Genomic DNA, 26,946 nt, shown 5'->3' with positions numbered 1-26,946 from the left:
TCGATAGAGGCAAGATGTCAATGATGTTTTTGAGGCGAGCGGCAAAGTTGTTCGGTGGTAATCGATCGGGCGAGCCGAATGGGATCGCAACCACAACCACGCCTGTGTTGGCTACCGAGACGATTTGCTCATTGCCGGCGGCTGAACAACAGATCATGTCGGTCGTTGGTACCTTTAAAGGCGGTCGGCTCGTCTCATCAGGCGCCGCGGGTTGGTTGACCTACGGGCCGTATTTAGCCTTGGAAAAGGGGCGATATCGCGTCGATATTGACGGTGAGGGGGCGATCGCCGATGGTGGCATATGTCTTGTCGAGGTGACCGTCGATCTTGGAAAGCACGTGGTGGCCCAAATCGAAGCGAGCACGTCAGGTCGAGGGTTGGTTCGGAACCTGATTTTCACTCTCGACGTGCCTTGTCAAGATCTCGAAATTCGCACACATGTTGACGCACACTCGACGGTGGCTATTGACCGGATTAGCGTGACAAAGCTCGTGTCTACGGAAGCTAATAGCCAGCGCCGCAAACGAGTGATTTTTGATAATGAAGAGACGATTGCCGAACTAACGTCTGTTGGTTCAGATACCATTATTGTTACGTTCCAGCCGTTTGATTATGTTGGCTTCGAGAGACCGGGATTCGGGGAAGATTACTTCTCATCCCTAGGGTTGGACGTACTGTGCTTTAAACCGAAGCGCAATATTTGGTATCAGGACATCACTACCGGTATGGTCGAGCATTACTGTCGTACGTTGCTCAAAGGGTATAGTCGACGTATTTCGTATGGTTCGAGTATGGGGGCGTACGCTGCGTTGTATTTTGCTCAGGCGCTCGGTGTGGATAAAGTTATTGCAATCAGTCCGCAATACTCTCCGAGGCCGGCAGATACATCATTCGAGGATCGATGGCGCGACGTGCGTCATCGTATGGGCTATTCGCATAGGTGGCGTGAACCTTTCCGGCAGCACGCGTACTTCATTTACGACTCAAGGATGGCGTCTGATCGACGCCATGTAGAGTGCCTGAAATTTGTGTTCCCGAATCACGACGATATCGCACTGCCTTTTTCGGGGCATCCCAGTGCAACTGCACTATTCGAATGTCGCCGGCTCAGCACGTTGATTCGCGATCTAATCGAAGGTGCGCCGATTTCGGTGCGCCAACTGCGCGCGGATATTCGCAACGGGTCTCAGCATTACGCTCGGTCGCTGCTCTTGGCCAGCGCCGAACGCCATGGATCGTGGACGATAGGTTTGTTCCAGCATTTTGCGCATGTGCATCGTTTCGATAAGAACTGGATTCAGTCAATTGGTTCCCAGCTTAGTACGAAACTCGTTGCCGCAGGACGCCAGCGGGAAGCCTCGGAACTCGAGGCGACGACAACGGAAGCGGATCTCTAAGCGTCATGCGCATACTGACGTTTATTCGACGAGTCGCAATGACGAGGCTGGATGGTCGAAGCAAAGCTCAAGGTGAGTCACGCCTCCACACGCTCGTTCTTCCGCATCGTAACGTTCGAGCAATTGCGATAAATCCGCCATGGTTTCATATTGACCCTCCGCGCCGATTAGATGGCAGCGGTAACCGAGTTCGGCGAAAACTTGCCAGTAGGCATCAGGCGTAGCGTCCGAGACGTCGGCTTGATAAGCAGGGGAATACTCCGACAAGACGACAGGTTTAAATCGATCGAGTAATCTTCGCGCACCGCGCATGACGGGAAGTTCGTTGCCACCTACTGCGACTTTCACGAGATCGCAGCGTGTGAGATCGTAGAGCGCAGCGTCGGCCGGCATTGCGGAAACGAGATCGAGTTGTGAGTAGTCAATCGAATGACTCGGTATTGCGTGAACTGGCTTTACGACACAGTTGGTCGATGCTAGGTTGTGGACGATTGCCAACGTCTCGAATCGCTCGTACAACGCGGCGTTGTGCACCTCGATATTGGGCAGATTGTTGATACCGGATGCGTGTAACAGTGCGGAGAGCGCCTTGGCACTCGGGTCAAAGGCGATGATTCGCCCGGTCGGCCCAACGCGTCGTGCCGCAAGCAAACTGAAGAAACCGATATTGGCGCCAACGTCGATGACCACGTGACCGTTCTGCAGCAATCGCTCGAACACGGGAATAAATCGCGGTCGAAAGAGTCCCCCGTCTTGAAGATAGCGGGCTGCAAAGTGCCCTTCCGGAATGGCTAGCGTGAGGTCGTATGCACGGACGAAGGTATGCCGGCGAGTGCGTGAAGCCGTTTCGGTCTGAAAGCGTTCGAGCACGTAGCGAAGCTGCGGTGCGAATCGATCTGCTGCAGTGAGTAAATGGAGATTTCCGGCATCATTGTTCGCCACATCGTTTGGTTGCAGGTCCTCCGGTGCGATCGTCGGCCATTTCGAACAAAGTGCCAAGTTGCTCGCTTCGAATTTTAATTGCAGCCTCTCTTGACCGGAGTGCGACAAACTGAGCTTGTTTGTGGCGCCGAAGTCCTTGAGATAAGTAGCGACCGATTCGAGCGTGCTACCCGATAGGCGAGTCGCGTTCAGCAGTGCAATCGATTCGACGTCAATAGACTGGTTGATGCGTTCGAGTCCAATCGATTCAATCTGAATGCCGATCGTGTCCGCGAGATATGCGAGCGTATCGCGATTCCGCTTATAAGGAACGGGTTTAATAGCTTCTCGACCGAAACTATTTGCCCATCGATCAAGCAGGAGGTCGAAATTGAAATACTGTTCGTCTTCGGCGAGATCGTGGATCATCGATTCATCGATTTCGATCCCATCGCAGGCGAGTGTTGATACTCGGGAAATCAGCACGTCGAGCTGAGGTCGAATAAAGCAAACGATCTCGATTTCGTCAAAATGCCGATATAGCATATCGGCAAGTCGAGTCGTTTCATCTGTATTGCGATACAAGCTACTGAAATATTCGCAACTGACGACAAAGTATCGGCAGTTACGGGCGAGGGCTGCTTCGACGTCGCTCTCTAGATCGCTTTCAATTGACGCGCAAAGCGATGCGTACTGTTGCGAATTTTGCACGCCGAATGCGGTAAGTCGGTCGTCCGTCATCACATGTAGCGGGTCCCTCCCATAGAGCGACAGCTTGCGATGAGCGTATTCGCCTAGCACTCGCGAGTACCACACGCCTTGAGCAGCGAGGCGGTCTCGTTGGTGTGCTAGCGTGAGTTGCAGTGAAGAACTTCCCGTCTTCTCTGTGCCAATGTGGAGAATCAGCTTCATAGAAATGGAGCGGTGCGATCGCAATTCATATTTCGCGGGAGGCACCAGTAGTAGCAAAGCAGCGCGATGTGGCTGGTTCGCGGAAATATTGTCTTCGGACACGGAGTATCTTCTGTGCCCAGGATTGAATCGCCCATGATCAACATCGTGCGCGCGATGGATTCGCGCGCACGATGGAGGTTCAGGTGAGCAGTACAAAGCTCGGGAATGCACGCGACAATCGTCGCTTCTCGAGCGAGCAGAGGTTCTCGCCGGTCATTTCGTCGGCCTCTGTATCGCCAATTTCCTCGAGCATAGACCGTACACGCTGCATTGTCGTCAACCAGCCAGCGCGATCGGGGATGTTATCGACCACATGAATTGCATCAGCCGTAGTCGCCAACTGACTGATTCGATCGATAGCTTCATATGAGTCGAGCGACGACAACGCAAGATGCTCCTCAAGTGACGGGTCGCGTTTGAAGAGCTTGCGATAAACCGCGATCGCACGATAGACAGCAGGATACGTACACAATTCCGACAGATGATAACGGCGTCGCGAATGCTGGATTTGACCGGGAACCGGCGCCTGGAGATACAGATGCGCTTGCAAGTCGCCGACTGCACTGCGGGTTGCGCGTGTCTTATTTGCAATACGTACGATTGCGCGCAAAACAGACATTCGTGCCGCGATGTCATCGGTAGGCATAGCATCCAGCTCCGTGCGTTCGAAATCGGACGGACGACGCTTGGCGATGGACAGCATAGCCGTATCAATGAAGTCAGCTTGGTCGAGTAACAGTAGCGAAAGTGCGCTGACGAGTCGGTTGCCGTCTATAGCGGAGAGTTCGGAGCTCGCGAGCAGAGCTGCATGAGTGGGATCAACTGCGAGATCAAGTGAGCGTCCCTGCGTGAGCGCATTGCAAGCAGCACCAAAAATCGCCGCTAGTCGAATATCGTCGGATGCGCCTTCCGTAGCTTCGAACGATTCGAGTTCGGTCGACGTGGGTTGCCGATCGAACTGAGACGTATAGAGCGCCTTTACCGCAGTGCGTACCGGGAGCGCGAGTAGATCTGATACGTTGATTGCAGATCCTGCACTCGGAATGCGACCGGCACGATTTTCAGTATTCAACACAGCCAAGGCGTCGCGATAGACCGCATCAATCGTGTTTTCGTCACGAAACGCCCTTAACCGGCCAAGAACTTGCGCATAGTAGGTTGGATTCGACAATCTGCGAAGAACGGTCGGCAAATCGGCATCGGTCGCAAAAACGACGCCTGGGGCCATGTCCTCGAACTGGTCTTCCGGGGAGGTGACGACCGGCCGGTCGGCCGTCATCGCGACACGAGCGGAGCCGGTAGTTGCCCAATAAGAAATCGGGCCTTGCGGGAAATACACGACATCCCCCGAGCGCAACGTTGCGAGAATTTCCTCGTCGGTTTGGAAGTCAAAAGTGACCTTGCCGGCAACACCCATACTCGCGACCAATTCTCGAGCTCGCTGTGCCCGCTCAGCGGAATCACATGCGAAGTTGGCGACAAGACGACTATTCGACTCGACACACGCCTGGAGAATCCGATCAATGCGTTTATGAGGGGACAGGAAGCCGAAGGACGATACGGTTAGAGCATTTGCTTCAGCACGGGCGGAGGCTTCAACTGGAACGATCGGTGACGCCACATGAATGCCGTGCTCAACGAATATTGCCCGGGTATTGCGTGCAGCGGCACTGCTCAGAGTAACGACAGGAATAGTCGAGTTAAACAACATTTGACTGCGCTCACGTAGATCGGGCTTATTCATGTCAATCGTGTGCATCACGACAGCAGATCTGACGTTCGGGTAACGCTCTGCGTAGTCTTCGAGTCGCTCGATCAATTCTCCAGTCGTATCTGGTCCGGCAAGAGACGGATTGAAGGAATCATACAGCCCGTATTCATGCTGCACGAATACATAGCCGTAGCGACCCGTCGCCAGATACGGCTCACATTCATCGACCCCGCGTACGATCACGGCGTCCCTACCTTGTCCCCGCATTGCGGCTGCGACGTGCGATGTGTAGCTAGCGATACCGCATTGTTTTCCGTAGCTCGCGCATACCTGAATGATGCCTGCAATTTGAGTTGTTCTCGGAATTGGCAGGACCGGCTTGCCGCCCGATGCAAGCAGGCGCGCATCGACTAACGAGACGATATGCTCGGTCGTGGCGCTCCATTTCCGACGTTGGTAGTGCTCGCGGATATACGCTTCGCGCTCGGTGCGCTTCAAATGATCGTAGACATATTGGGTCACCAGAGCAATGAATGCATCTTCGTCGGTCGGTGAGAAATAGTCCGCGCAATCTCCACCGACTTCCGGCATTGATGTTGTCGCCGATGCGAGACAAACTTTCCCGTGAGACAAGGCTTCAGCAATAGGTAACCCCCAACCTTCGCACAGACTTGGGAACACGGTGAATAAGCAATTATCGTAGAGCTTGTCCAGACTCGCATCATCGACATTGTGCAAGAGGACAACCTTGCCACCGGCATATTGCGTTGCGCGAAGTTCTGCCTCGATTGCGGTCATACCATCGCCTGGCGAGCCGACGAACACGAGCGTCGGACAATCCTCACCGCTCATCTTGCGCAGTCTGTCCCACGCGCGGACGAGGAATCCGTGATTCTTGCGTTTGCCAAGTGCTGACACGAACATGGCGTAGCCAGCACTTTTCGCGAGACGAAGAACGGACGCGACTTTTGCCTCGTCGACACGTTGTTTCCGCGGCAGGCAACGATAATCGTCGCCGAGTTCGACCTTGATGGTTTCGATCGGCTGGCGGCCGGTTTCGGCGCAGAACTGCTGAATTTCTCGTCCGGAGTGGTTTGAGTTGACCATCACCAGATCAGCCTGGTCGAGGGCAGGCCCAATCCAGTAGCGGAAAATGGCCGCCCATTTTTCGCTGACGAGCGTTGGATAGTACAGCTGCAACAGATCGTGGATGTATATTGCGACACGCGATCCGGCTCGCTTGTATTCGTTGAGAATCGCGTTATTTGCATCGTAGTGCCAAGCCGAGCCGAGAATAACGACGATATCGTGCGGGCTCGATTCGAACGCTTTCTCTCCCTTCGTGAGGGTACGCTGGACGAACGGATTGACTTTTTGCTGTGATGTTTCGCCGAAGCTCGATGGGAAGATAGCCGACGTGAAATCCGTCTGGTCGACTTCGACGGCGATCGTTTTCCAATTCACGAGTACAAGGTTGCCCTTCCAGCTCTCGAACAATTCCAGTACGACTTCGACGATCGTGCGCTCAATCCCGCCGGGTGCAGCAGATGCGGCAACAACGGTTGCGAGGCTCGTCACGTCCAGCACGAGACGGGTATCGGCAGGCTGTACAGGAGAGCGAATGGAGCGAACCGCGTCGCGCCACGCTGCGAATCGGCTAGTCCACTCGGGGAAGCGCATTGCGAGATCTTCGCGAGTAAGCAGATCTGCTGCAGCATTGAATTCTCGGGCGCCAAGCAATGCTTCGTATTCGAGTTCAATGCCACGCGGGTAGTGTGGGAACAGGTAATTGTAGGTACGCGCGGAGTCGAGCGCATCCTGCCAGTTACGCTCCCGGATCGACATCATCGCCCGCAGTTCGAGATAGAACGCGCAATTCGGCCAGATTTCCGCGATTTCTTCGCATACCGCGCGGGAATTCTTGAAGTCGCCTACGTTGAAATGCAGCCACGTCAGGCGAGTGTATGCGTTGAACAGGGGATTGCCCATATCGGGTGATCCCGGCTCGTCGCCGCTAGTGCGGCGCAGCAACGCAGTCAGGCGCCGACCGGCTTCGACCGCCCGGCCCTGATGTTCCAGGCCAGTACTCAGGTCGAGAGCGTCCTCCAGAAGATCGCGATCCTCCGGAAAACGTTCGAGTGCGCGCCACACCATCGTTTCTGCGTCGTCGAGTTTGTTGCACTCGCGCAAGGCCGCTGCACACCGTAGCCAGAATTCTTTGCGACCAGGCGAGATCGTCAGTATTCTGTTCCAGAGCGACGCGACTTCTGTTTGTTGACGTGCGTCGCGTGCAATATCGGCCACCGCCACGAGAGGCTCTGCTGCCAGCGGATAGCGTCCGGCAATCTTCAGCAATGCGTCGCGGTAATCCTGTGCGGAACGCCCGACATTTTCCAACCTGGCCGTCTCAATGTGTGCTCGAACAAAGTCGGGTTGAAAGTGCAGCAAGCCGCGCCAGGTTGCCAACGCTATCGAGCGGCGACCAGCAGCCTCTTCGCATTCAGCGAGCATGGCAAGCACACTCGTATCTCGAGGCTGCCGTGCGAGCGCTTGTCGTAGTGTTTGGCATGCGTCATCTGCGCGACCGAGCGCCAACAAGACACTTGCATGGGTCAAATACAGATTGGGTGACGAATCCATAACGACGGCGAGCTGGCTGAACTCGAGCGCCGCGGGATAATCGGCGCGGCTTTTCAGCACGCGCGCCTTCGTTTCCGCAACGAGCGCCGAGCCCGGCCACCTTTCCTGCACGTCGTCGATAATGGCTTCGGCTGTACGCAAGTCTCCCATTTCAATCAGGACATTGGTTCGCTGCAATGAAGCATTCAAATCTTCGGGATCGAGTTCCGCCGCACGCGTCCAGTACTCGAAAGCGCGCATCAGATCGTGGCGGCGGTACGCGCATTCCGCAAGGCCGGCGGCAACATCGAAACGAGCGATGCCATCGCTGGAGACTGCCTGGAGAATGGTCTCGGCTCGTGTGAAATCGCTGGTACGCATCCGGGCATGTGCTTCGCAGACCTTGAATTCGACCCGATCCGTCAATTCAGCGGCGTGATGCCAGGCGTCTGCTTCAGCAGGGTGATCACCGAGGAAGTGACACGCGCGTGCCAGAAGTTCATGCACGCTCGCGTCATTCGGGAATGCGTTTTTCGCGAGGTCGAGAATTCGCCGTGCAATCCGATAGCTCTCATGCTTCAAATATTCTTGACACAGCTCCTTGATGGCGCCCGTGTGTGCGCGACGCTTCGCATCTTCGATCAGGTCACGTACGAGCTCGTCAACAGCCGGATCATTCTCGTGGATTATCGCCGAGGATGATTGAAACCCTTCAGTAGTAACGTCATATGTCACTACGTTGACGTTGTCGGCTTGCGACGCCCGATCCGATTCTGTGGGTGCGTCAGTTTTGCGCTTCTTGAAAATCACGGTAGAGCTCCAATGCGTGCGTGATCGGATTTGCGATAGTGTTGCTCGGGGGCGTTGTCTAACGCACAACGGCGACAAATGAAATGTCAGCATACCCGTTATCGTGTCGAGTACATCTGACGATGCGGCACATGTTCGACCAAAGAAGGCAGGCCAAACTTACGAGTGAATCGGTTGTCCCGTGATTTCGTGATAGAAAGCAAACGCCGAATCTACATCCAGGAACTCACGCAGCACCCCTTTTTCAAGTACACAGGCGCGCGTGCAGTGTTCGCGGATAGTATGGGGATCGTGTGACACCATGATCATCGCGCGATCGCGACGTTTTTCAAACAGTTCCTGATGACATTTGTCGCGAAAACGTGCGTCACCGACGGCGATAACCTCATCGATCAAAAAGCAATCGAATTCAATCGCCATCGACATTGCGAACGCAAGTCGCGCCAGCATGCCGCTCGAATATTTCTTCACCGGCTCTCGCAGATACGTTCCCAGTTCGGTGAAGCTTTCCACGAAAGGTAGGGCATTCTCGTAAGATGCACCGTAGATTCGGCAGGCGAATCGCAGATTGTCGAGACCTGTCAAGCTTCCTTGAAATCCACCTGAAAAGGCGAGCGGCCAAGACACACTCATTGTTCGCTCGATAGTACCTGAAGTCGGTAATTCGGAGCCGCTGATCAGACGGATCAGCGTCGATTTGCCCGCGCCGTTGCGCCCGAGGATGCCGATGCGTTCGGACGGCTCGATTGTAAGATTGATATGGTCGAGAATTAACCGTTTGCCATTGCGTGTGCTGTAGTGTTTCGACACGTCTTGAAGATTTAACATCAGTGTTCCACTCTCGTCGACACGTCTCTCACAACCGCAAGTCCGATCCACGTGAGGAAAGCGCAGACCATGATCGTATAGGGAACGTCGTAGTATGGCGTAATCTGTGAGCCGAAGTAACCATAGCGAAACAATTCCACACAGTTCGGCGCGGGAAACAACATTGCGATGTCACGCAGACTTGGAGGAAGCCAACTCGCCATAACGAAGGCGCCGGATACGGGAAGCTGGAAGTAGGAAATCGGGTGCCAGAGCCTTTCGACAAGCTCGCTGTATTCGCACAGTCCGCCGATCAGCAGGCCAAGTGCGGCCGAGTACCAGCATAACAACACCCAGCCAGCTGCCATGTTCAGGATATCGGCGGGTGGGTCGATTATCCCTATCGCGATCAGTGTGCTGGTCAACACCAACATCGATAGCGTTGTACCGATAATCTCCAGTGCGATGCGCGCGAAAAACAGGTCGATAACGCGAACATTGCGATGGAACAGCAAGGCCGCGTTAGGCTCGACAGCCAACGTGCATCGTCCAATTGTGTTACGCCAGACCAAGACCGTGGAATAGCTTGTGACCGCAAAGGCCGTCACGTTGATCTCGTGTCCCTGTCCCGTCTCGTGTAGTAGGTTCCAAAGTGCGGCGATACCGACCGTGAACAACATTGGTTCTGCAAACAGCCATGCGAAACCAATATTGTGACGACCGTAGCGCGTAATGATTTCGCGCATGGTTAGCGCGAAAACTACTCGCATCTGGATTTTGAGCGAGGTAAGCAGCGAAGGATATGGCTGAGGAGACGACATGACGTCAGTGCTGGTGTTCGCGCACGCTTGCAATCAGCAGGCTGAGCGATGCCCAAGCTACAATGCCGAGCACAAACACAGTAACAATGCCGCGTATACGTTTGGGTTCGATCGCTACATCAGGCCTGTTGGGTTCGACAAGACGTTCAAGATACAGCTGCTTGCGATTTGCTTCCACTCTTGCATTTTGAAGAGCGGTCATTGCCGCATCCAGTTGGCGATCGGCAAATTGAGCATCGAGTTGCAGGCGTGCGTAATTGGCGGCCTTCGCGGAAAGGGAATCTTTGCTTCCGGCGACGCCGACGGTTGTATTCGCGATTTGTTTTTCCAGCGTCTGAATATTCGTCTTCAGCACAGGAATCTGGGGGTTCTGCGGAGCGATTGACTGAAGCTGGATGAGCTGGTTTTGGGCCGTGAGCAACTGATTCTGCAGACCGGTGATTTGCTGCAACTGCAAAGCGGACTGGCGTTCCGGGTCAAAAACAGAAAAAGAGTTGCGATAGGCTGCTACGGTTGCGGCCGCATCTTTCGCTTTTGTCGTTGCAGAATCTACTTGCTGCTGTGCAAATTTGACCGTATCTGCCGCCGCGCGCTGATTCATGCGATTAACAAGGCGCTCGCTCATCGCAATCAGGTCTTCGTTGATCTTCTGCGAATCTCTTGCGGTATACGAGCGTACTTGTAGGGTTGTGATTGCCGACGTCGAATCCAGATCGACGGAGACGACTCGTTTGCCGTAGTAGCGCCACAGCGCTTCGAAACTATCGTCGAAGTAACGTGAAAAGCGGCTGATTACGTCGCCGTGCTGGCTGTAGGCGTCAAGGATATAGTTGTCCCGATTCAGCTCGCGCAGTGCGTCGCGGGACCGAATGTAATCGACTACCGAGTATGTGTCGTCTTGCGCGCGGGCCGCGCCGGTACCTTGCAGCAGAGAACTGAGAAGGCTTGTCTGGCTTTGGCGCTGCGGGCTGCGGACGACAAACCGAGATTCGGAAACATAGATGTCCGACGCGATGAGACCGTAGTAGGCCGTGGCGATGATGGTCGGGGCCAGAACGGTAAGGGCAAACAATGTGTTGATTCGTTTGAGCCGCGCCACTACACCTTTATCGTTGCCGCCTAGCGACGCCGAATACTTTTCCGATAGCGTTTTCAACGTCTTGTCCAAACTCAATTGCCAAAGATCTTGGGATGCCGGGGGCGCCGCTCGCGTCCACCGTCAAGGGTATTGCGCTACCAGCGCAGGGATTGCTTCGCGACCCAGCGCTCGTGCCGCTGCACCTCTGGCAGACGACGTTCACACCGAAATTCGGGCGAGTGATTATAGCCAGACCCGTAATTTTGCGCCATCGGGGTGTGGTTTTTCGCACCTGACTCAACGGCGTCATTTGTGTAATTTTTTCGAATGTGAGTGGTAAGGCTTGCAAGCGGCTTCGCGATTAAGCGGGCTGGATTCGGGTGGTTGCAGTGGGGTGGATCTGAGGCGTATGCGCGCCGGTCGACGGTGTTGTTGGATCTGGGCGGGCTTGATGGCGGGGGCCGGGGGGGGGAGGGGAGGGCAGCGCGGGGCGCTATTATAGCGATGTCATGTGACGTGCGTCACCGCATTTGTGCTTCGGTTCACGATTTTGTTCGCGCTAATGTTTTTGGTGCTGTCGAATGCGATAATTGCTAGCGGTGGCGCTCGTGTGATTTCCACGTCCGGTTCATATCTATAGTGTGGATGCCGTGAGAGGCGAAAGCGTCTCGGTTTCTTGTGTGTCCACACAGCTCGCAACATTCTTTCATGCGTCGCTCATATCTTGCCCTTCAGGGTACGGCCTCCCCTTTTTTTTCCAAGCTGGCCGAGGCTTTGCGTGCGCGCGGCCATGCAGTACAGAAGGTCAATTTTTGTGGAGGGGATCTTCTATACGGAGGGCCTGCCCGCCATGCGATGAATTATGGGGAGCGCCTTGACGAACTGCCGGCATGGTATTCGGACGTAATCGGACGAGGCGGCTTCACCGATGTGCTGATGTTCGGCGATTGTCGCGAGGTTCATGTACCCGCGCACGCGATGGCGCAGAAGGCGGGCGTACGCGTGCATGTCTTCGAAGAGGGCTATGTGCGGCCGCACTGGCTGACGCTGGAGCGCCATGGGGTCAATGGTCGCTCCCTGTTGCCTCGGGATCCAGACTGGTATCGTGACCGACGCAAGGAGACGCCAGCGAGTCCGCCTGCCGCGCCGACCGGCTATAACCTTCGTGAGCGCGCTTTTCACGATATCGCCTATCGTGGTGCCAACACGCTATTTTTACGTCGATTCCCGTACTATCGCAGTCATCGGCCGCATAACGGATTCGTAGAGTATGCCGGGCTCGCTTGGCGCACGCTTGCGCAGCGCGGGTTTGAGCGTGATGCAGGCCGGGTAACGGATCAACTGCTTCGCGCAACTGGCGGTTACTTCTTGTTCCCGCTGCAACTCAATTCGGATGCTCAACTCGTTGTGCATTCCCCATTTGGCGGAACCCGGCCGGCGGTCGAGCAAGTACTACGCTCATTCGCTGCTCATGCCGATTCAAATGTCCGTCTCGTGGTCAAGAATCACCCATTAGATACGGGGCTAATCGATCATCGGCGCCATGCGCTTCTGCTCGCGCAGGAATTGGGGATCACCGACCGCGTTACCTTCATCGACGCGGGGCACTTGCCGACTTTGCTCGAGTATGCGTGCGGCGTGATCGTCGTGAACAGTACGGTTGGTTTGTCAGCCCTTCATCATCGGCGGCCACTAATTGCTTTAGGACAGGCGATCTACGATATGCCGGGGTTGACCTGGCAAGGTAGTCTTGATGATTTTTGGCAAGCTGAACTCGAGCCTGATCGTGAGCTTTACCAAGCATTTCTCGACTACGTCATTCATCATACACAAGTTAATGGTGACTTCTATACCCGTACAGGGATCGAACGGGCGATTCGCGGTGCCGTGTCACGGCTTGAGGCTTAGAGATGAGTAGCTCGGTGTCGAAGAACATTGTAATCACTGGGGCAAGCAACGGGTTAGGGCGTGCACTCGCCCTCGAGTATGCAGCGCCGGGCATTGTATTGGGTCTGATTGGACGCGATGACGAGCGACTAGAGGCCGTGGCGCGCGAGTGCCACGCTCGTGGTGCTTCGACGCGCATCGGTCGCGTCGACGTTCGGGATGCAACTGCCACGGCCGATTGGTTGTGCGCTTTTGACGATTTCGCTCCGATCGACTTATTGATCTCAAATGCTGGCGTGGCAAGTACGCTTGCTTCGGCACGCGATTGGGAAGGGTTGGAGCGCACAGCGGCGATTGTGAATACCAACTTTTTCGGCGTCGTTCACTGTGCACTCCCTGTCATAGAGCGGATGCGCACGCGAAGAAGTGGACAGATTGCAATGATCAGTTCGCTTGCCGCGTTCCGCGGAATGGCTGTCTCGCCGGCATATTGTGCAAGCAAGTCAGCGGTTCGGGCCTATGCGGACTCGGTGCGACCGCTGCTTGTGCGGGAAGGCATTGCAATTTCTCTTGTGTTTCCCGGTTTCGTCCGAACAGCGATGAGCGACGTTTTTCCAGGCGACAAACCGTTCATGTGGAGCGCAGAACGTGCTGCTCGGTATATTCGGGGCAAAGTGGACAAGCGTCGGGCGGAGATCGCATTCCCTATGGCGCTCGCCGTTGGCATGCGGTTGTTGTCGATATTGCCTGCCCGGGTGGCCGATGTCATTCTGGACAGGCTTTCCTATCTGCCTCACAAGGAGATTTAGTTGACAGTGTCGCCGGCGGCGATTGCCACGTTCGCGGTTACAGCGTCGTTTTTGCTCGAGCGATTGGCGTTACCTCGTGCAGGGGCGCGCCGCCCGCCCGAAGCGATCGGCCTTCATCTAGCTGCTTTGACATTCATCGGAGCGCTAGTCTTGCTCATTACCGCGCGGCCAGTTCTTTCCGCATGTGCTGCACTTGCAATTCTTGCACTGCTGGCACTTGTTAGCAATGCAAAATATGAGTCGCTGCGCGAGCCGTTTGTTTTTACCGATTTGAGTCTGTTCAGTCAGTTGTTCGCCCATCCCCGGTTGTACCTGCCGTTTCTGAGCGTCGGCAAGGTAATCGGAATCGTGATTGGCGTCACGGCGCTACTGAGCGGCTTCTTTGCTGAGCGACCGTCCGACGGGGCGTTCTCGCTGGTGATGGTGCTCCTCGTGGCGTCCGCGGTCGCGACCTGTTGGTTGGCAGCACGCTTGCCGCTTACGCTGGATGCCGGCTCAGACCAGCGGCGGCATGGATTTTTTGCAGTATTCGTCGCGTATCTGCTGAATGGCCTGCGTCCCGCGACGCTGCGCGCATTCGAACAGGCTGCCCGGACAGGTCCGTTCGCATCGGGCGCGCCGACTGCGGGCCCTGACGTGATCGTGATTCAGAGCGAGTCGTATTTTGACGCGCGGCGCCTCGGCACAGAGATCGGTCCCGCGAACTACCGTCATTTGGATATCGCGCGTCGGGAATCCTGCTACCACGGCGAACTGTTCGTGCCGGCCTGGGGCGCGAATACGATGCGTACAGAGTTTGCGATGCTGAGCGGACTGACGCCTGCGCGTCTCGGCTACGCCCGCTTCTATCCTTACGCTTTCGTGCGGCGCGCGTGCACAACGATCGCAGCTTGGTTTCAGCGCGGTGGTTACACGACTGTCGCGATTCATCCGTACTATGCAGACTTCTTCGGAAGAAACAGGGTTTTTCCGTTGCTCGGATTCGGCAAATTCCTGGATATCGAATATTTTTCCGATTCGCCCCGAGCCGGCCCCTATATTGCGGATTCGGCCGTGCTGGATGCTGTCATCGATGTATTGGACGAACCCGGAAGCGCGCAGCGCTTCATCTTCGCGATGACGATGGAAAACCACGGCCCACTGCACCTCGAGCAGGTATTACCGGGAGAATCGTGTTCAAGGCATACTCTCGGCGAAGACCCATCGTGGCGCGACCTGACAGCCTACTTGCGGCACATTGAAAACGCCGACGCAATGATCGGGCGCTTGCTCGATCATTTACGCGCCAGCGATCGTGAAACAGTCGTTTGCTTTTACGGCGATCACGTTCCCGCGTTACCTCACGTATTCGATAAGCTGGGCGTTTCTCCGCAAACCAGCGACTACTTCATTTGGCGAAATTACGGCACAGACACTCCCGAATGCCGGAATTTGGCAGCCGAAGAGCTTGGGGCGGCGCTGCTGCATGTGGTACAAGATGACGGAAATCGCGCGGAAGAACCGCACGCATCCGAGAAAGCGACATAAAAGATGAACAGTAAGATTGCAATAATTGGGGTGGCTTGTCGGTTTCCCGGGAGCGCAAACAATCTTGGCGACTTCTGGCAACTGCTGCGCGACGAACGCGACGCAGTGACCGAAATCCCCGCCGACCGCCTCGGCACCGATTTCTACCAGCACCCGTCCAAGCGCGAACCGGGCAAGAGCTATACGTTCGCGGCCGGCGTGCTCGACAACGTCGCCGGCTTCGACGCCGCGTTCTTCGGCATTTCCCCGCGCGAAGCGGCCCAGATGGATCCGCAGCAGCGCCTGCTGCTCGAACTCGCATGGGAAGCGTTCGAGGACGCGGGCGTGCGCCCGGCCGACATGCGCGGCAGCAACTGCGGCGTCTTCGTCGGCGCGGCCAGCATGGATTACGGCAACCGCAACATGGACGATCTGAACGTGATCGATCCGTATTCGGCGACCGGCAATACGCTCAGCATCGCGTCGAACCGCGTGTCCTACCTCTTCGACCTGCGCGGCCCGAGCATGTCGGTCGACACGGCCTGCTCGTCGTCGCTCGTCGCACTCCATCAAGCCGTCAAGGCACTGCAGTCCGGCGAAGCCGACGTCGCGCTCGCGGGCGGCGTCAACCTGCTGCTGCACCCGTTCGGCTTCGTCAGTTTCTCCAAGGCGTCGATGCTGTCGCCGCGCGGCCGTTGCCGCGCATTCGACGCGACCGGCGATGGCTACGTACGCTCGGAAGGCGGCGCATTCGTGCTGCTCAAGCCGCTCGATCGCGCGCTGGCCGACGGCGACACGATCCACGCAGTGGTCGCCGGCTCCGGCGTGAACTCGGTCGGCCACTCGCCGGGCGGGATCAGCGTGCCGGGCGCGGCCGCGCAGGCGTCGCTGCTGCGCAGCGTGTATGCGCGCGCCGGCATCGATCCGCAGTCGCTCGCCTATCTCGAGGCGCACGGCACCGGCACGGCGGTCGGCGATCCGATCGAGGCGCGCGCGCTGATCGACGTCGTGGCGGGCGAACGCCCGGCCGATCGTCCGTTGCTGATCGGTTCGGTGAAGACCAACATCGGCCACCTCGAAACGGCATCCGGGATGGCCGGCCTGCTGAAGGCCGTGCTGTGCCTGAAGCATCGCGCGGTGCCGCGCTCGCTGCACTTCGTCACGCCCAATCCCGGGATCGATTTCGACGGCGGGCGTCTGCGCGTCGTCGATCGTTACATGCCGCTCGACGCGGGCGGCGCGCCGCTGACGGTCGGCGTCAATTCGTTCGGCTTCGGCGGAACGAACGCACACGTCGTGCTGACCGAGGCACCGGTCGCAAACGACGCGTCGACGGGAGCGCCCGAGCCGACTCAAGCGCAGCTGTCCCCGCTCGTCCTGACCGCGCGCAGCGCGAATGCGCTCGCGGCGCTCGCAGGCCGCTATTTGGCCACGCTCGATAACGGCGGCGACTGGCAGGCGCTTGCCGCTGCGGCCGCACGTCGCCGCCAGTGGCTCGAACATCGCGCGATCGTCGCGCCGGCCGACGTGACCGAAGGCCGTGCGGCGCTTGCAGCACTGTCCCAGCCGGCGCAGGAAGGCCTGCCGGCCTGCGTCGCAACCGGCCAGGCGCCCGCGGACGCGCTGCGCGCCGCGCTCGTGTTCTCGGGCAACGGTTGCCAGTGGGTCGGGATGGGCAACGAACTCTATGCGGAGAACGCGGTTTTCCGTGCGGCGCTCGACGAAGTCGACGCGCTGTGGTGCGCGGATGGCAGCCCGTCGCTCGTCGACGTGATGCGCGGCGGCCCGAGCGCGGAATGGCTGGCCGGCGCGGGCGCCGAATGGCTCGCCGCGACGGAGAACGCGCAGCCGCTGCTGTTCGCGATCCAAGTCGGCATGATCCGCGTGATCGACGCGCGCGGCATGTGCTACGACGCAGCGATCGGCCACAGCGTCGGCGAAATTGCCGCGGCGTGGGTGACGGGTGCGCTGTCGCTCGCCGACGCGGTTCGCGTGATCAAGATCCGCAGCCGCGCGCAGGCGATGACGCGCGGCAGCGGCCGGATGGCGGCCGTCGGCATCGGCGAGGCGGCGGCGCGCGAGCTGATCGCGCGCCACGGGCTGGCGCGCCGGGTCGAGGTGGCCGGCATCAACAGCCCCGATGCTGTAACGCTCGCGGGCGAGCTGCAGGGCTTGCAAGCGCTGGAAGCGGCGCTGCGCGGCAGTGGCAAGTTCTTCCAGATGCTCGATCTCGACTATGCGTTCCACAGCAGCCACATGGACCGCATCGAGCCGGTGGTACTGGCCGAACTGGCCAGCCTGCGGCCGCAACCGGGCAACGGCGCATTCGTGTCGACGGTGACCGGCGGCCCGCTGGCCGGCAACGAACTCGACGCGCGCTACTGGTGGCGCAATATCCGCGAGCCGGTGCGCTTCGGCGACGGTATCGCGCACCTGATCGAGCAGGGCGTCCGGCTGTTCATCGAAGTCTCGCCGCATTCGATCCTGCGCACGTACGTGAAGCAGGCGTTCGCGGCCGCCGGCGTGACCGGCGCGGTGCTGCCGACGCTCAAGCGCGATCACGGCAGCGCGGCGACGCTGCGGCAAGCGATTCTCGCAGCGATCGCGCATGGCGCGAGCGTCGATCCCGACCGCTTCGCGCCCGGCGCATCGCGGGCGGCATTGCCGTCCTATCCGTGGCAGCGCGACCGCTTCTGGCTGACGCCGACCGTCGAAGGCTACGGTCTCGTCAATCGCCGCCGCGAGCATCCGCTGCTCGGCTATCGGCTGCACGAACACGCATTCGGCTGGGAAAACCAGCTCGATCCGGCGAAGCTGCCGATGCTGGCCGATCACGTCGTCGACGGCGGCGTGGCGTTCCCGGGGGCCGGCTACGTGGAAATGGCGCTCGCCGCGGCGCGCGCCTTCTTCGATACGCCGGATGCGGCGCTCGAAAACGTCGAGATCCGCACGCCGGTCGTGTTCCAGCCGCAGCAGGCGAAGCTGTTCCGGCTCGTGATCGAGCCGCGCACCGCGACGTTCACGATCGAGACGCGCGACCGGATGTCCGACGGCGCATGGACGCTGAACGTGACGGGGCGGATGCTCGAAAGCGGCAACGCGCTCGGCGCCGCGAGCATCGTGCCGGCCGCTGCGCTCGAGCACCTGCTCGCGCTGCCGGCCGCCGACGGCGATACGCTGTATGCGAATACCGCGGCGATCGGCCTCGGCTACGGGCCGGCGTTCCGCTGGGTGCGTACCGTGCGGGTTGCAGCGGCCGAGGACGCCGCGCTCGCCGACGTCGCCGCGCCGGCCGCGTGCGGGGACGCACGGGCGCTGTCCGCCTATCTGCTGCATCCGGCGCTGATGGACAGCGGGTTTCATCCGCTGTTCGCGTTGCTTGCCGAGCATGCGCGCGATGGCGAGCATCCGGCTTACGTGCCGGTGCAGATCGGCCGGGTCGACTACCTGCGCGGCGACACAGTCGTCCGCGTGCTCGCGCGGGTCGACCGGCGCAGCCCGCATTCGATCGTCGCGCATTTCGAATTCCTCGATGCGCAAGGCGCGATCGTCGCGCGGCTCGGCGGCTGCCGGTTTCGGCGCGTGGACCTCGTCGGCCGCCGCCAGAACCTGCCTTCGCGTTTCGTCTACCGCCTCGAAGAGATGCCGTTGCCGAACGACGTCGACGCGGCCGCGTTGCCCACCCCCGACGCGCTGCTTGCGCAAGCCGTCGCGCGCGTCGATGCCGCAGGGCTCGACGGCCGCCGCACGCAGCATTTGACCGAAATCCTGCCGCTGCTCGACGTGCTGGCAAGCCTGTACGTGCTCCGCGCGTTCGATGCGCTCGGCGCATTCGCCGGCACGTGGCAGCCCGCACCGGAGCGGGGGGCGCTGGCCGCGCGTCTGGCCGACATGCTCGTCGAGGACGGTCTTGCCGCTCGTGACGGCGCGCGTCTGGTACGCGACGACGCGGCGTGCGCGACGCTGCCGCCGCTCGACGATCTGTGGCGCGGGCTGCTGGCCGAATCGCCGGGGCACGTGGCCGAGCTGACGCTGCTCGCCCATTGCGGCGCGGCGCTGCCCGACGTGCTGAGCGGCGCGAAGGACGACGCGCGCTGGCTGTCGCCGACCGGGCACAGCCTGGTCGAGCAGCTGCTTGCCGCGTCGCCGACCTGGCAGCACGTGCATGCGCTGCTCGCGGCCGGCGTCGAGCAGGCGGTCGACGCGTGGCAGCCGGCGCGCCGGCTGCGCGTGCTCGAACTGGCCGCGACGGACGGCGACGTGCTGCAGACGCTCGGTATGCATCTCGCCGCCGCGCGCTGCGATCACACCATCGCCGCGACGGCCGGACAACTGGCCGGGTTCGATACGGATGCGCAAGCCATGGTGCGCACGGTGGCGCTGCAGCCGGGCGAACGGCTGTCGCTGTCCGCCGACGAAGCCGGGCCGTACGACCTGATCGTCGCGAACCGCGCGCTGAGCGGCCGTCACGACGCGGCCGATGCGCTGAACGCGATGCGATCGTGGCTGGCGCCGGGCGGCTTGCTGCTGCTGGCGGAGCCGCGTCGCGGCCGCTTCTCCGACATCGTGTTCGGCGCGCAACCTGCGTCGACGGGTGTCGATCTGCCTGCGCCGCTGGCACCGGCGGATCTCGAGGCGGCGCTCGCACGCGCGGGCTACGTCGACGTCGTGCGGCATGTCGAGCAGTCGCTCGATCTGGACGGCACACCGACGTTCGTCATCGCGCGCAACCCGGCGAGCACCGCGGCCGCGCACCGCGGCAGCGACGCGAGCGATCTCGATACGCTCGCCCGCAGCGAACAATGGCTCGTGATGCACGCACCGGATGCGGCTGGCGGTTTCGGCGGCCGGCTGGCCGATGCGCTCGCGCACGCGGGCTATCCGGCCGATATCGTCGACGTCACGCATGCGGCCGACGCGATCGCGTCGTTGCCGGCCGGGCAACCGGCGCATGTCGTGTTCTGCGCGCCGGAGACGCCGCTCGCTGATACGACGACGGGAGACGGCCTGATGGCCGCGCTGCGTCACGGCGTGATCGCGCTGGCGGCGCTCGTGCGCGCGCTCGGCGCGCAGCCGAATGCGGCCACGCGGCTGACCGTCGTCACGCGCGGCGGCGCGCCGTTCGCCGGGGCCGCGCATGCGCACCCGGAACAGGCGACGCTGTGGGGCCTCGGTCGCGTGCTGGCGAACGAGCATCCCGAACTCGCATGCCGCCTGATCGACGTCGATCGCGCGGCGGACGGGATTCCCGATGCGCTGATTCGCGAGCTGACCGGCGCGGCGGTCGAGGAAGAAGTCGTGCTGAGCGCACACGGGCGCCTGGTGCCGCGCATGCTGACGGCCGCGCAGGCCGCGGCGCGCAGCGACGGCGCGATGGCACGCGCGTCGGTGCTCGCGTTCGACGCACCGGGCTCATTGCGCAATCTCGAATGGTTCGCGTTGCCGGAAAGTGCGCTCGGCGACGACGAGGTGGAAATCGAGCCGGTTGCCACCGGCCTGAATTTCCGCGACGTGATGTATGCGATGGGGCTGCTGTCCGATGAAGCGGTCGAGACCGGCTTCGCGGGCGCGACGATCGGCATGGAACTGTCCGGCCGCGTCGTCCGGGTGGGCCGTGCGGTAACGGAATTCGCACCGGGCGATGCGATGCTCGGCTTCGCGCCGGCGTCGTTCGCGACGCGTGTCAGGACGCGCGCGCAGGCCATCGCACTGAAACCCGAGCGTCTGTCGTTCGAGGAAGCGGCGACCGTGCCGACCACGTTCTTCACCGCGTACTACGCGCTCGTCGAACTCGCGCGGCTGCGCCGCGGCGAGCGCGTGCTCGTGCATGGCGGCGCGGGCGGCGTCGGGATCGCCGCGATCCAGCTCGCGCGCCACTTCGGCGCGGAAGTGTTCGCGACGGCCGGCAGCGACGAGAAGCGCGAGTTCGTGCGCCTGCTCGGCGCCGATCACGTGCTCGATTCGCGCAGCCTGGCGTTCGCGGACGAGATTCGCGCGATGACGGGCGGCGAGGGCATCGACATCGTGCTGAATTCGCTCGCCGGCGAGGCGATGGTGCGCAGCATCGATACGCTGCGTCCGTTCGGCCGTTTCCTCGAACTCGGCAAACGCGATTTCTACGAAAATAGCCATATCGGGCTGCGGCCGTTCCGCAATAACATCAGCTATTTCGGTATCGACGCCGACCAGTTGATGGGCGCGTTGCCGGAGCTGACCGCGCGCCTGTTCGGCGAAGTGATGGCGCTGTTTGCGGCAGGCGTGCTGTATCCGCTGCCGTATCGCGCGTTTCCCGCCGAGCGGGCCGAGGACGCGTTCCGCTACATGCAGCAGGCGCGCCAGATCGGCAAGGTGCTGGTGACCTATCCGTCCGGCACGCCCGCGCCGACGCGCGGCGTCGCGCGGGCAGAAGCGCTCGCGCTCGATTCGCATGGCGCATACCTGGTGGTCGGCGGCACGGGTGGCCTGGGCTTCGCGAGCGCGCGCTGGATGGTCGAGCACGGTGCACGCCGGCTGACGCTGGCGAGCCGTTCCGGCGAACTCGCCGCCGCGGCGCGCGAGGAGGTTGCGCGCTGGCGCGATACGCTCGGCGTCATCGTCGATGTCGTGTCGTGCGATGTGACCGATGCCGCGGCAGTCGATGCGATGATTGCCGCTATCGTCAGGCGTGCCCATCCGCTGAAGGGCGTGCTGCATTCCGCGATGTCGATCGACGACGGCCTCGTGCGCAATCTCGACGATGCGCGGATGGCCGCGGTGCTCGCGCCGAAGGTGGCGGGTGCATGGAATCTGCATCGCGCGACGCGCGGGCTGCCGCTCGACCTGTTCGTCGTGTATTCGTCGGCGACGACCTATCTCGGCAATCCGGGGCAATCGAACTACGTTGCGGCCAACAGCTTCCTCGAGGCGCTGGTCGAACATCGTCGTGCGGCAGGCTTGCCCGGCACGTTCATGGCCTGGGGGCCGCTCGAGGACGTCGGTTTCCTCGCACGCCACGCCGATACGCGCGAAGCGTTGCAGTCGCGGATCGGCGGGGCGTCGATCACGTCCGACGAGGCGATGGCCGCGCTCGAGCGCGTGCTGGTCGCGGGTGCGGCCGGCGAAGCCGTGGTGCGGCTCGACTGGCACGCGGTGGCGCGCGGGATGCCGGCCGCGAAGGCGCGCCGGTATGCGCTGCTGCAATCGCAGGCGAAGGGCGGCGATGCGCGCGACGGCGGCACGCAGCTGCGTGAAGAGGTGCTCGCGCTGCCGCGCGACGAAGCCATCGCGCTGGTGGCGCGGACGCTGCAAGCGCAGATCGCGCGGATTCTGCACATGACGCCCGACCGCATCGCGCTCGACAAGTCGGTGCTCGACATGGGCATGGATTCGCTGATGGGGATGGAGCTCGGCCTCGCGGTCGAGGAGGCGTTCGAGGTCAAGCTGTCGGTGATGGCGATCGCCGAAGGGGCGTCGGTGACGACGCTGGCCGCGCGCATCGTCGATTCGATCGGCGCGTCGGCCGATGCCGGCTCCGATGCCGCGTCGGCGACCGATGCTGCGCACGAGGCCGTCGCGGCGCTCGCCGCGAAGCATGCGATCGACGGCGAAGCGCGTGCGATGCTCGATACGCGGCCGGCGCCGGTTGCCGGCCAGGCGTCGCCGTCGCCGTCGCCGTCGCTGGAGGTGGCGCGGTGAGCGCGCCGACCGGCTGGGCGACGCATCAGGGCACGCTGGCGCGCCCGCTGACGATCGACGGGCACGGCTTGCATACGGGGCGCCGGGTCAGCGTGCGGATTCTGCCCGCGCGTCCGGACGACGGCGTGACAGGCATCGTGTTTCGTCGGTTCGAGCAGGGGCGTACGCTCGCGACGCTGCCGGTCGATCCCGCGCTGCGCCGCGCGCAGCCGCTCTGCACGATGCTGCGCAATGCCGACGGCGTCGGCGTGCGCACGGTCGAGCATCTGCTCGCGTCGCTGCTCGCGTGCGAGATCGATCACGCGATCGTCGAGCTCGATGCGGAAGAGGTACCGATTCTCGACGGCAGCGCCACGCCGTGGGTCGACGCGATCCGCGCGTGCGGCCGCGTCGCGCTCGATGCGCCGAAACGCTTCATCCGCGTGCTGCGGCCGGTCGTCGTCACGGACGGCGATGGCGACCAGCGGCGCGAGATGCGGATCGAGCCGGCGCCGCGTTACGAACTGAGCGTGCGCAACGACCTGCGCGGCTTCGGCGACATGCACTGGGACGGCGCGCTGACGCCGGCCGCATTCGCGACCGACATCGCGCCGTCGCGCTCGTACGGGCGCGTGAAGTGGGCCGTGCCGGCGATCGTCGCCGGCTATCTGCGCGGCGTGCCGATCCTGCGCGGCGCGCGGCCGTCGTGCACCGCGTCGATCGTCGGCAATCGCGTGCTGGGCGGGATGCGGCTGCCGGAGGAATTCGTCCGGCATCGCGTGCTCGACCTGGTCGGCGATCTCGCGCTGGCCGGCGCGCCGCTGCTTGCCCGCGTGAGCGCGCTGCGGCCGAGCCACGAGATGAATTTCCGGCTGGTCGATGCGTTGCTGGCCGCGCCGGATGCGTGGCAGTGGGCCGAGTTTTCCGACGCGTGACACCACGCTTTTTAAAAATACGCGGCGTAACATAGCGCCTTTTCGAGATACAGCGAAGGAAGCAATGGCACTGGGAGAGCATCTTCGCCAGCAACTGGCGGCGAAAGCGCTGAAACGGCAACTGGAGCGCGCGACCGACGCCGCGGCGGCGCCCGGCGTGCCCGGCACGCCCGCTACGCAGACCGCGTCGGCGCGCAGCCGCTTCGAATCGATGCCGCAGTATCAGCAGGTCCGGATCATGCGTGAGATGGGCGAGAAATTGCGGGTCGACTCGCCGTTTTTCCGCGTGCACGACGGCGTCGCCGGGGCGACCACGCAGATCGGCGGCCGCGAATACCTGAACTTCGCGAACTACAACTATCTGGGCCTGGCCGGCGATCCGGCGGTGTCCGCGCGCGCGAAAGCCGCGATCGACCGCTACGGGACGTCGGCCTCGGCGAGCCGGATGGTCGCGGGCGAGCGCCCGGTGCAGCGCGAGCTCGAGCGTGCGCTGGCCGCGTTCTACGAGACCGACGATTGCGTCGCGTTCGTGAGCGGTCACGCGACCAACGTGACCGTGATCGGCGCGCTGTTCGGCCCGGGCGACTTGATCGTCCACGATGCGCTCGCACACAACAGCATCGTGCAGGGCGCGCAGTTGAGCGGCGCGAAGCGGCTGAGCTTCGCGCACAACGACTGGCAGGCGCTCGACGAGCTGCTGTCGCGCGTGCGCCGCGAATACCGGCACGTGCTGATCGCGATCGAAGGGCTGTACAGCATGGACGGCGATTTCCCCGATCTGCAGCGCTTCGTCGACGTGAAGACGCGCCACGGGGCGTTCCTGCTGGTCGACGAGGCGCATTCGCTCGGCGTGCTCGGCGCGACCGGCAAGGGCATTCGCGAGCATGGCGGCGTCGCGCCCGACCAGGTCGACATGTGGATGGGCACGATGAGCAAGACGCTGGCCGGCTGCGGCGGTTTCATCGCCGGCTGTCAGCCGCTCGTCGACATGCTGCGCCATCTGGCGCCGGGTTTCCTGTACAGCGTCGGCCTCGCGCCGACGCTCGCCGCAGCGTCGCTGGCCGCGCTCGAACGCCTGCAGGCCGAGCCGGAGCGCGTCGCGCAACTGCAGGCGCGCGGGCGGCAGTTCCTGACCGAGGCGCGTGCCGCCGGGCTGAATACGGGCACGAGCGCCGGGTATGCGGTCGTGCCGGTGATCACGGGCAGCTCGCTGAAGGCCGCGCAGTGGGCGAATGCGATGTTCGACGAAGGGATCAACGTGCAGCCGATCTTCTATCCGGCCGTCGAGGAAAAGGCCGCGCGCCTGCGCTTTTTCATCTGCTCGACGCACGAGCCGGAGCAGATCAGCCGGGCGGTTGGCGTGTTGTCGCGCCTCGCGGGGCGCGGCGCGTGACGCAGGCTGTCGAGGTCGCGCAAGCGGTTCCGCACGCCGGCGAACCGGCGCGGTTTCGCGCGGCCGATGCGGATGACGCGGCCGCGTGCGGGCCGCTCGTGTTTGCGTCCGGCGTGGCCGAATTCGGCTTCTTTCTCGGTGAAAGCGACGCGCGCCGCATCGCTTTCCTGCAGCAGGCGTTCCGGTCGCGCCACGGACGCTTCTCGTGGCGCCGGCATCGCGTCGCAGTCGCCGACGATGGCACGGTGCTCGCGGTGATGGCGATTCACGACGGGCAGCGGACGACGTTCGACGACGTGCACATCGTGTGGGCGCTCGCACGCTTCTTCGGCGTGCGCCGCACGATCAGCCAGTTGCTGCGCGGGCTGATCCTCGAAACGGAACTCCCGGCGCCGAAGCGTTCGCAGATCCTCGTCGCGCATTGCGCGACGGATGAACGCCGGCGCGGGACGGGCATTTTCAGCGCGCTGTTTCGCGATGCGCTGGATACCGGCGCGTTGCCGGCCGATGACAGCCGTGACGTCGTGCTCGACGTGCTGACGCGCAACGTGCGCGCCCGCGCGCTGTACGAACGCCTCGGGTTCGCCGCGCTGCCGCGGCGGCGCGCGCGTTCGCGCAGGTTGCCGGGTGAGCTTGATTCGATCCGGATGCGGTTGGGTCGTCGCGGCCAACCATGACAGTGGGCCGGTGTGGCGTAAGGCGGACAGTTCAGCCGTCGCTCGCCACAATAGCGCGCAGAAACAGATGAGGGTAGTAGAGGCGCAGACGAGCCGGTGGTCGCGCCAGTATCAGCCGTTCAACGGTAATTTCTGCATGATCGCGTGCACGCATTCCAGCGCGCTTGCTTCGCCCGTGCGCACATGCACGTCGGGCGATACCGGCTTTTCATAGGTCGATTCGATGCCGGTGAACTGCCGAATGGTCCCTTGCCTTGCCAGCGCATACAGCCCCTTGGGGTCGCGCGCTTCGGCCACATCCAGCGCAACGTCGACAAAGACTTCGAAAAACATGCCCTGCGGAAAACGTGCGCGTGCTTTGGCGCGTGCCTCCCGGAACGGCGAGATCAGCGCAACGATGACGACGAGCCCGGCATCCACCATCAGGCGCGCGACCTCGGCCGTCCGACGAATGTTCTCGTGGCGATCCGTGTCGCTGAATCCCAGGTCCTGATTCAATCCTTCGCGAAGCTGGTCGCCGTCCAGCAGAAAGGTCCGCAGGCCGCGCGCATCGAGTTGTTCCTTCAGCAGGTTCGAGAGCGTCGATTTGCCGGCACCGGAGACACCGGTGAGCCATACCACGAAGGCGTGGTCCTGCTTCATGCTGGAAAGCACGGATTGATTGCCCGTCAGCATGACAGGGAGAGAATTTTGGAGATCTTGAGTCATCTCGGAGTCGCTGTGCCAGTAACTGCGTCGTACTTTATTGTGATGCGGATTCATCCGTCGGCGGATTGTAACGTTCCTTTTCAAAATTTGTAACTTGAATATTTTAATCAGGAATAAGGCCGTCACCGTCAGGCGGCGCGACGGCGTGCGAACACTATCTGCTCGGTAATGATTGCCGATTCGTCGTAATAATTCGAAATGAGCGCGTGTCGCCGACGGGGTGCAAGATGAGTAGAATATCGCCCCCCGTTTCATCGCCG

At 61.5% G+C, this 26,946-nt stretch carries 14 protein-coding genes; 8 read left to right on the top strand and 6 right to left on the bottom strand.

The genetic code is table 11. The features are described 5' to 3' along the window. Nucleotides 1–14: 14 nt before the first annotated feature. Nucleotides 15–1,397 (top strand): hypothetical protein, encoded by a 1,383-nt coding sequence (locus HWX03_RS12920; protein ID WP_175871488.1) that lies wholly within the window; start codon nucleotides 15–17, stop codon nucleotides 1,395–1,397. A 21-nt stretch (nucleotides 1,398–1,418) separates the two neighbouring features. On the opposite strand, the gene HWX03_RS12915 is transcribed toward HWX03_RS12920, so the two are convergent. The 5 genes from HWX03_RS12915 to HWX03_RS12895 form a co-directional block, all read right to left on the bottom strand. Next, entirely contained in the window at nucleotides 1,419–3,332 is a 1,914-nt protein-coding gene (locus HWX03_RS12915; protein ID WP_244132634.1) for an FkbM family methyltransferase, read from the bottom strand. Nucleotides 3,333–3,411: 79 nt separating this feature from the next. Then, nucleotides 3,412–8,412, bottom strand: coding sequence for a glycosyltransferase (locus HWX03_RS12910; RefSeq protein WP_175871487.1), 5,001 nt, complete (start codon nucleotides 8,410–8,412; stop codon nucleotides 3,412–3,414). A gap of 159 nt (nucleotides 8,413–8,571) precedes the next feature. After that, nucleotides 8,572–9,240, bottom strand: coding sequence for an ABC transporter ATP-binding protein (locus HWX03_RS12905; protein ID WP_175871486.1), 669 nt, complete (start codon nucleotides 9,238–9,240; stop codon nucleotides 8,572–8,574). Continuing rightward, on the bottom strand, nucleotides 9,240–10,040 hold the full coding sequence (locus tag HWX03_RS12900; protein ID WP_175871485.1) for an ABC transporter permease: 801 nt from the start codon (nucleotides 10,038–10,040) through the stop codon (nucleotides 9,240–9,242). Before HWX03_RS12900 ends, HWX03_RS12905 begins: the two co-directional genes overlap by 1 nt. Nucleotides 10,041–10,044: 4 nt before the next feature. Continuing rightward, the gene (locus tag HWX03_RS12895; RefSeq protein WP_175871484.1) at nucleotides 10,045–11,196 is read right to left on the bottom strand and encodes a hypothetical protein; all 1,152 of its coding nucleotides are present in this window, start codon (nucleotides 11,194–11,196) and stop codon (nucleotides 10,045–10,047) included. Nucleotides 11,197–11,826: 630 nt separating this feature from the next. On the opposite strand from HWX03_RS12895, the gene HWX03_RS12890 reads away from it, so the two are divergent. The 7 genes from HWX03_RS12890 to HWX03_RS12860 all read left to right on the top strand — a co-directional run bounded on the left by HWX03_RS12890 (nucleotide 11,827) and on the right by HWX03_RS12860 (nucleotide 25,978). Beyond that, nucleotides 11,827–13,026, top strand: a complete 1,200-nt coding sequence (locus tag HWX03_RS12890) for a capsular biosynthesis protein (protein ID WP_175871483.1) — start codon at nucleotides 11,827–11,829, stop codon at nucleotides 13,024–13,026. Between the two features lie 2 nt (nucleotides 13,027–13,028). Next, on the top strand, nucleotides 13,029–13,814 hold the full coding sequence (locus HWX03_RS12885; protein WP_175871482.1) for an SDR family NAD(P)-dependent oxidoreductase: 786 nt from the start codon (nucleotides 13,029–13,031) through the stop codon (nucleotides 13,812–13,814). Beyond that, nucleotides 13,815–15,341 (top strand): LTA synthase family protein, encoded by a 1,527-nt coding sequence (locus HWX03_RS12880; protein WP_175871481.1) that lies wholly within the window; start codon nucleotides 13,815–13,817, stop codon nucleotides 15,339–15,341. Nucleotides 15,342–15,344: 3 nt separating this feature from the next. Continuing rightward, entirely contained in the window at nucleotides 15,345–22,994 is a 7,650-nt protein-coding gene (locus HWX03_RS12875) for a type I polyketide synthase (RefSeq protein WP_175871480.1), read from the top strand. Beyond that, on the top strand, nucleotides 22,991–23,908 hold the full coding sequence (locus HWX03_RS12870; RefSeq protein ID WP_175871479.1) for a UDP-3-O-acyl N-acetylglycosamine deacetylase: 918 nt from the start codon (nucleotides 22,991–22,993) through the stop codon (nucleotides 23,906–23,908). Before HWX03_RS12875 ends, HWX03_RS12870 begins: the two co-directional genes overlap by 4 nt. A gap of 64 nt (nucleotides 23,909–23,972) precedes the next feature. After that, a complete protein-coding gene (locus tag HWX03_RS12865) occupies nucleotides 23,973–25,301 on the top strand; it encodes an aminotransferase class I/II-fold pyridoxal phosphate-dependent enzyme (RefSeq protein ID WP_175871478.1) in 1,329 nt (442 codons plus the stop codon). Beyond that, on the top strand, nucleotides 25,298–25,978 hold the full coding sequence (locus tag HWX03_RS12860; protein WP_175871477.1) for a GNAT family N-acetyltransferase: 681 nt from the start codon (nucleotides 25,298–25,300) through the stop codon (nucleotides 25,976–25,978). Before HWX03_RS12865 ends, HWX03_RS12860 begins: the two co-directional genes overlap by 4 nt. A gap of 111 nt (nucleotides 25,979–26,089) precedes the next feature. Here the strand turns inward: HWX03_RS12860 and cysC are convergent, their stop codons facing one another. Further along, the gene (cysC, locus tag HWX03_RS12855) at nucleotides 26,090–26,653 is read right to left on the bottom strand and encodes an adenylyl-sulfate kinase (RefSeq protein WP_175871623.1); all 564 of its coding nucleotides are present in this window, start codon (nucleotides 26,651–26,653) and stop codon (nucleotides 26,090–26,092) included. Between the last annotated feature and the right edge of the window lie 293 nt (nucleotides 26,654–26,946).

The organism is Burkholderia sp. BCC0397 (assembly GCF_902832865.1).
In the GTDB taxonomy this organism is placed as follows: Bacteria; Pseudomonadota; Gammaproteobacteria; order Burkholderiales; family Burkholderiaceae; genus Burkholderia.
The sequence above is the reverse complement of the archived record's forward strand: the minus strand, read 5'-3'. Positions and strand labels throughout refer to the sequence as shown.

Excerpts from the sequence above, each read along its gene's own strand:
- HWX03_RS12920 (WP_175871488.1), top strand. The coding sequence starts at position 15 with ATGTCAATGATGTTTTTGAGGCGAGCGGCAAAGTTGTTCGGTGGTAAT.
- HWX03_RS12905 (WP_175871486.1), bottom strand. The coding sequence starts at position 9,240 with ATGTTAAATCTTCAAGACGTGTCGAAACACTACAGCACACGCAATGGC.
- HWX03_RS12900 (WP_175871485.1), bottom strand. The coding sequence starts at position 10,040 with ATGTCGTCTCCTCAGCCATATCCTTCGCTGCTTACCTCGCTCAAAATC.
- HWX03_RS12890 (WP_175871483.1), top strand. The coding sequence starts at position 11,827 with ATGCGTCGCTCATATCTTGCCCTTCAGGGTACGGCCTCCCCTTTTTTT.
- HWX03_RS12885 (WP_175871482.1), top strand. The coding sequence starts at position 13,029 with ATGAGTAGCTCGGTGTCGAAGAACATTGTAATCACTGGGGCAAGCAAC.
- HWX03_RS12875 (WP_175871480.1), top strand. The coding sequence starts at position 15,345 with ATGAACAGTAAGATTGCAATAATTGGGGTGGCTTGTCGGTTTCCCGGG.
- HWX03_RS12865 (WP_175871478.1), top strand. The coding sequence starts at position 23,973 with ATGGCACTGGGAGAGCATCTTCGCCAGCAACTGGCGGCGAAAGCGCTG.
- cysC (WP_175871623.1), bottom strand. The coding sequence starts at position 26,653 with ATGCTGACGGGCAATCAATCCGTGCTTTCCAGCATGAAGCAGGACCAC.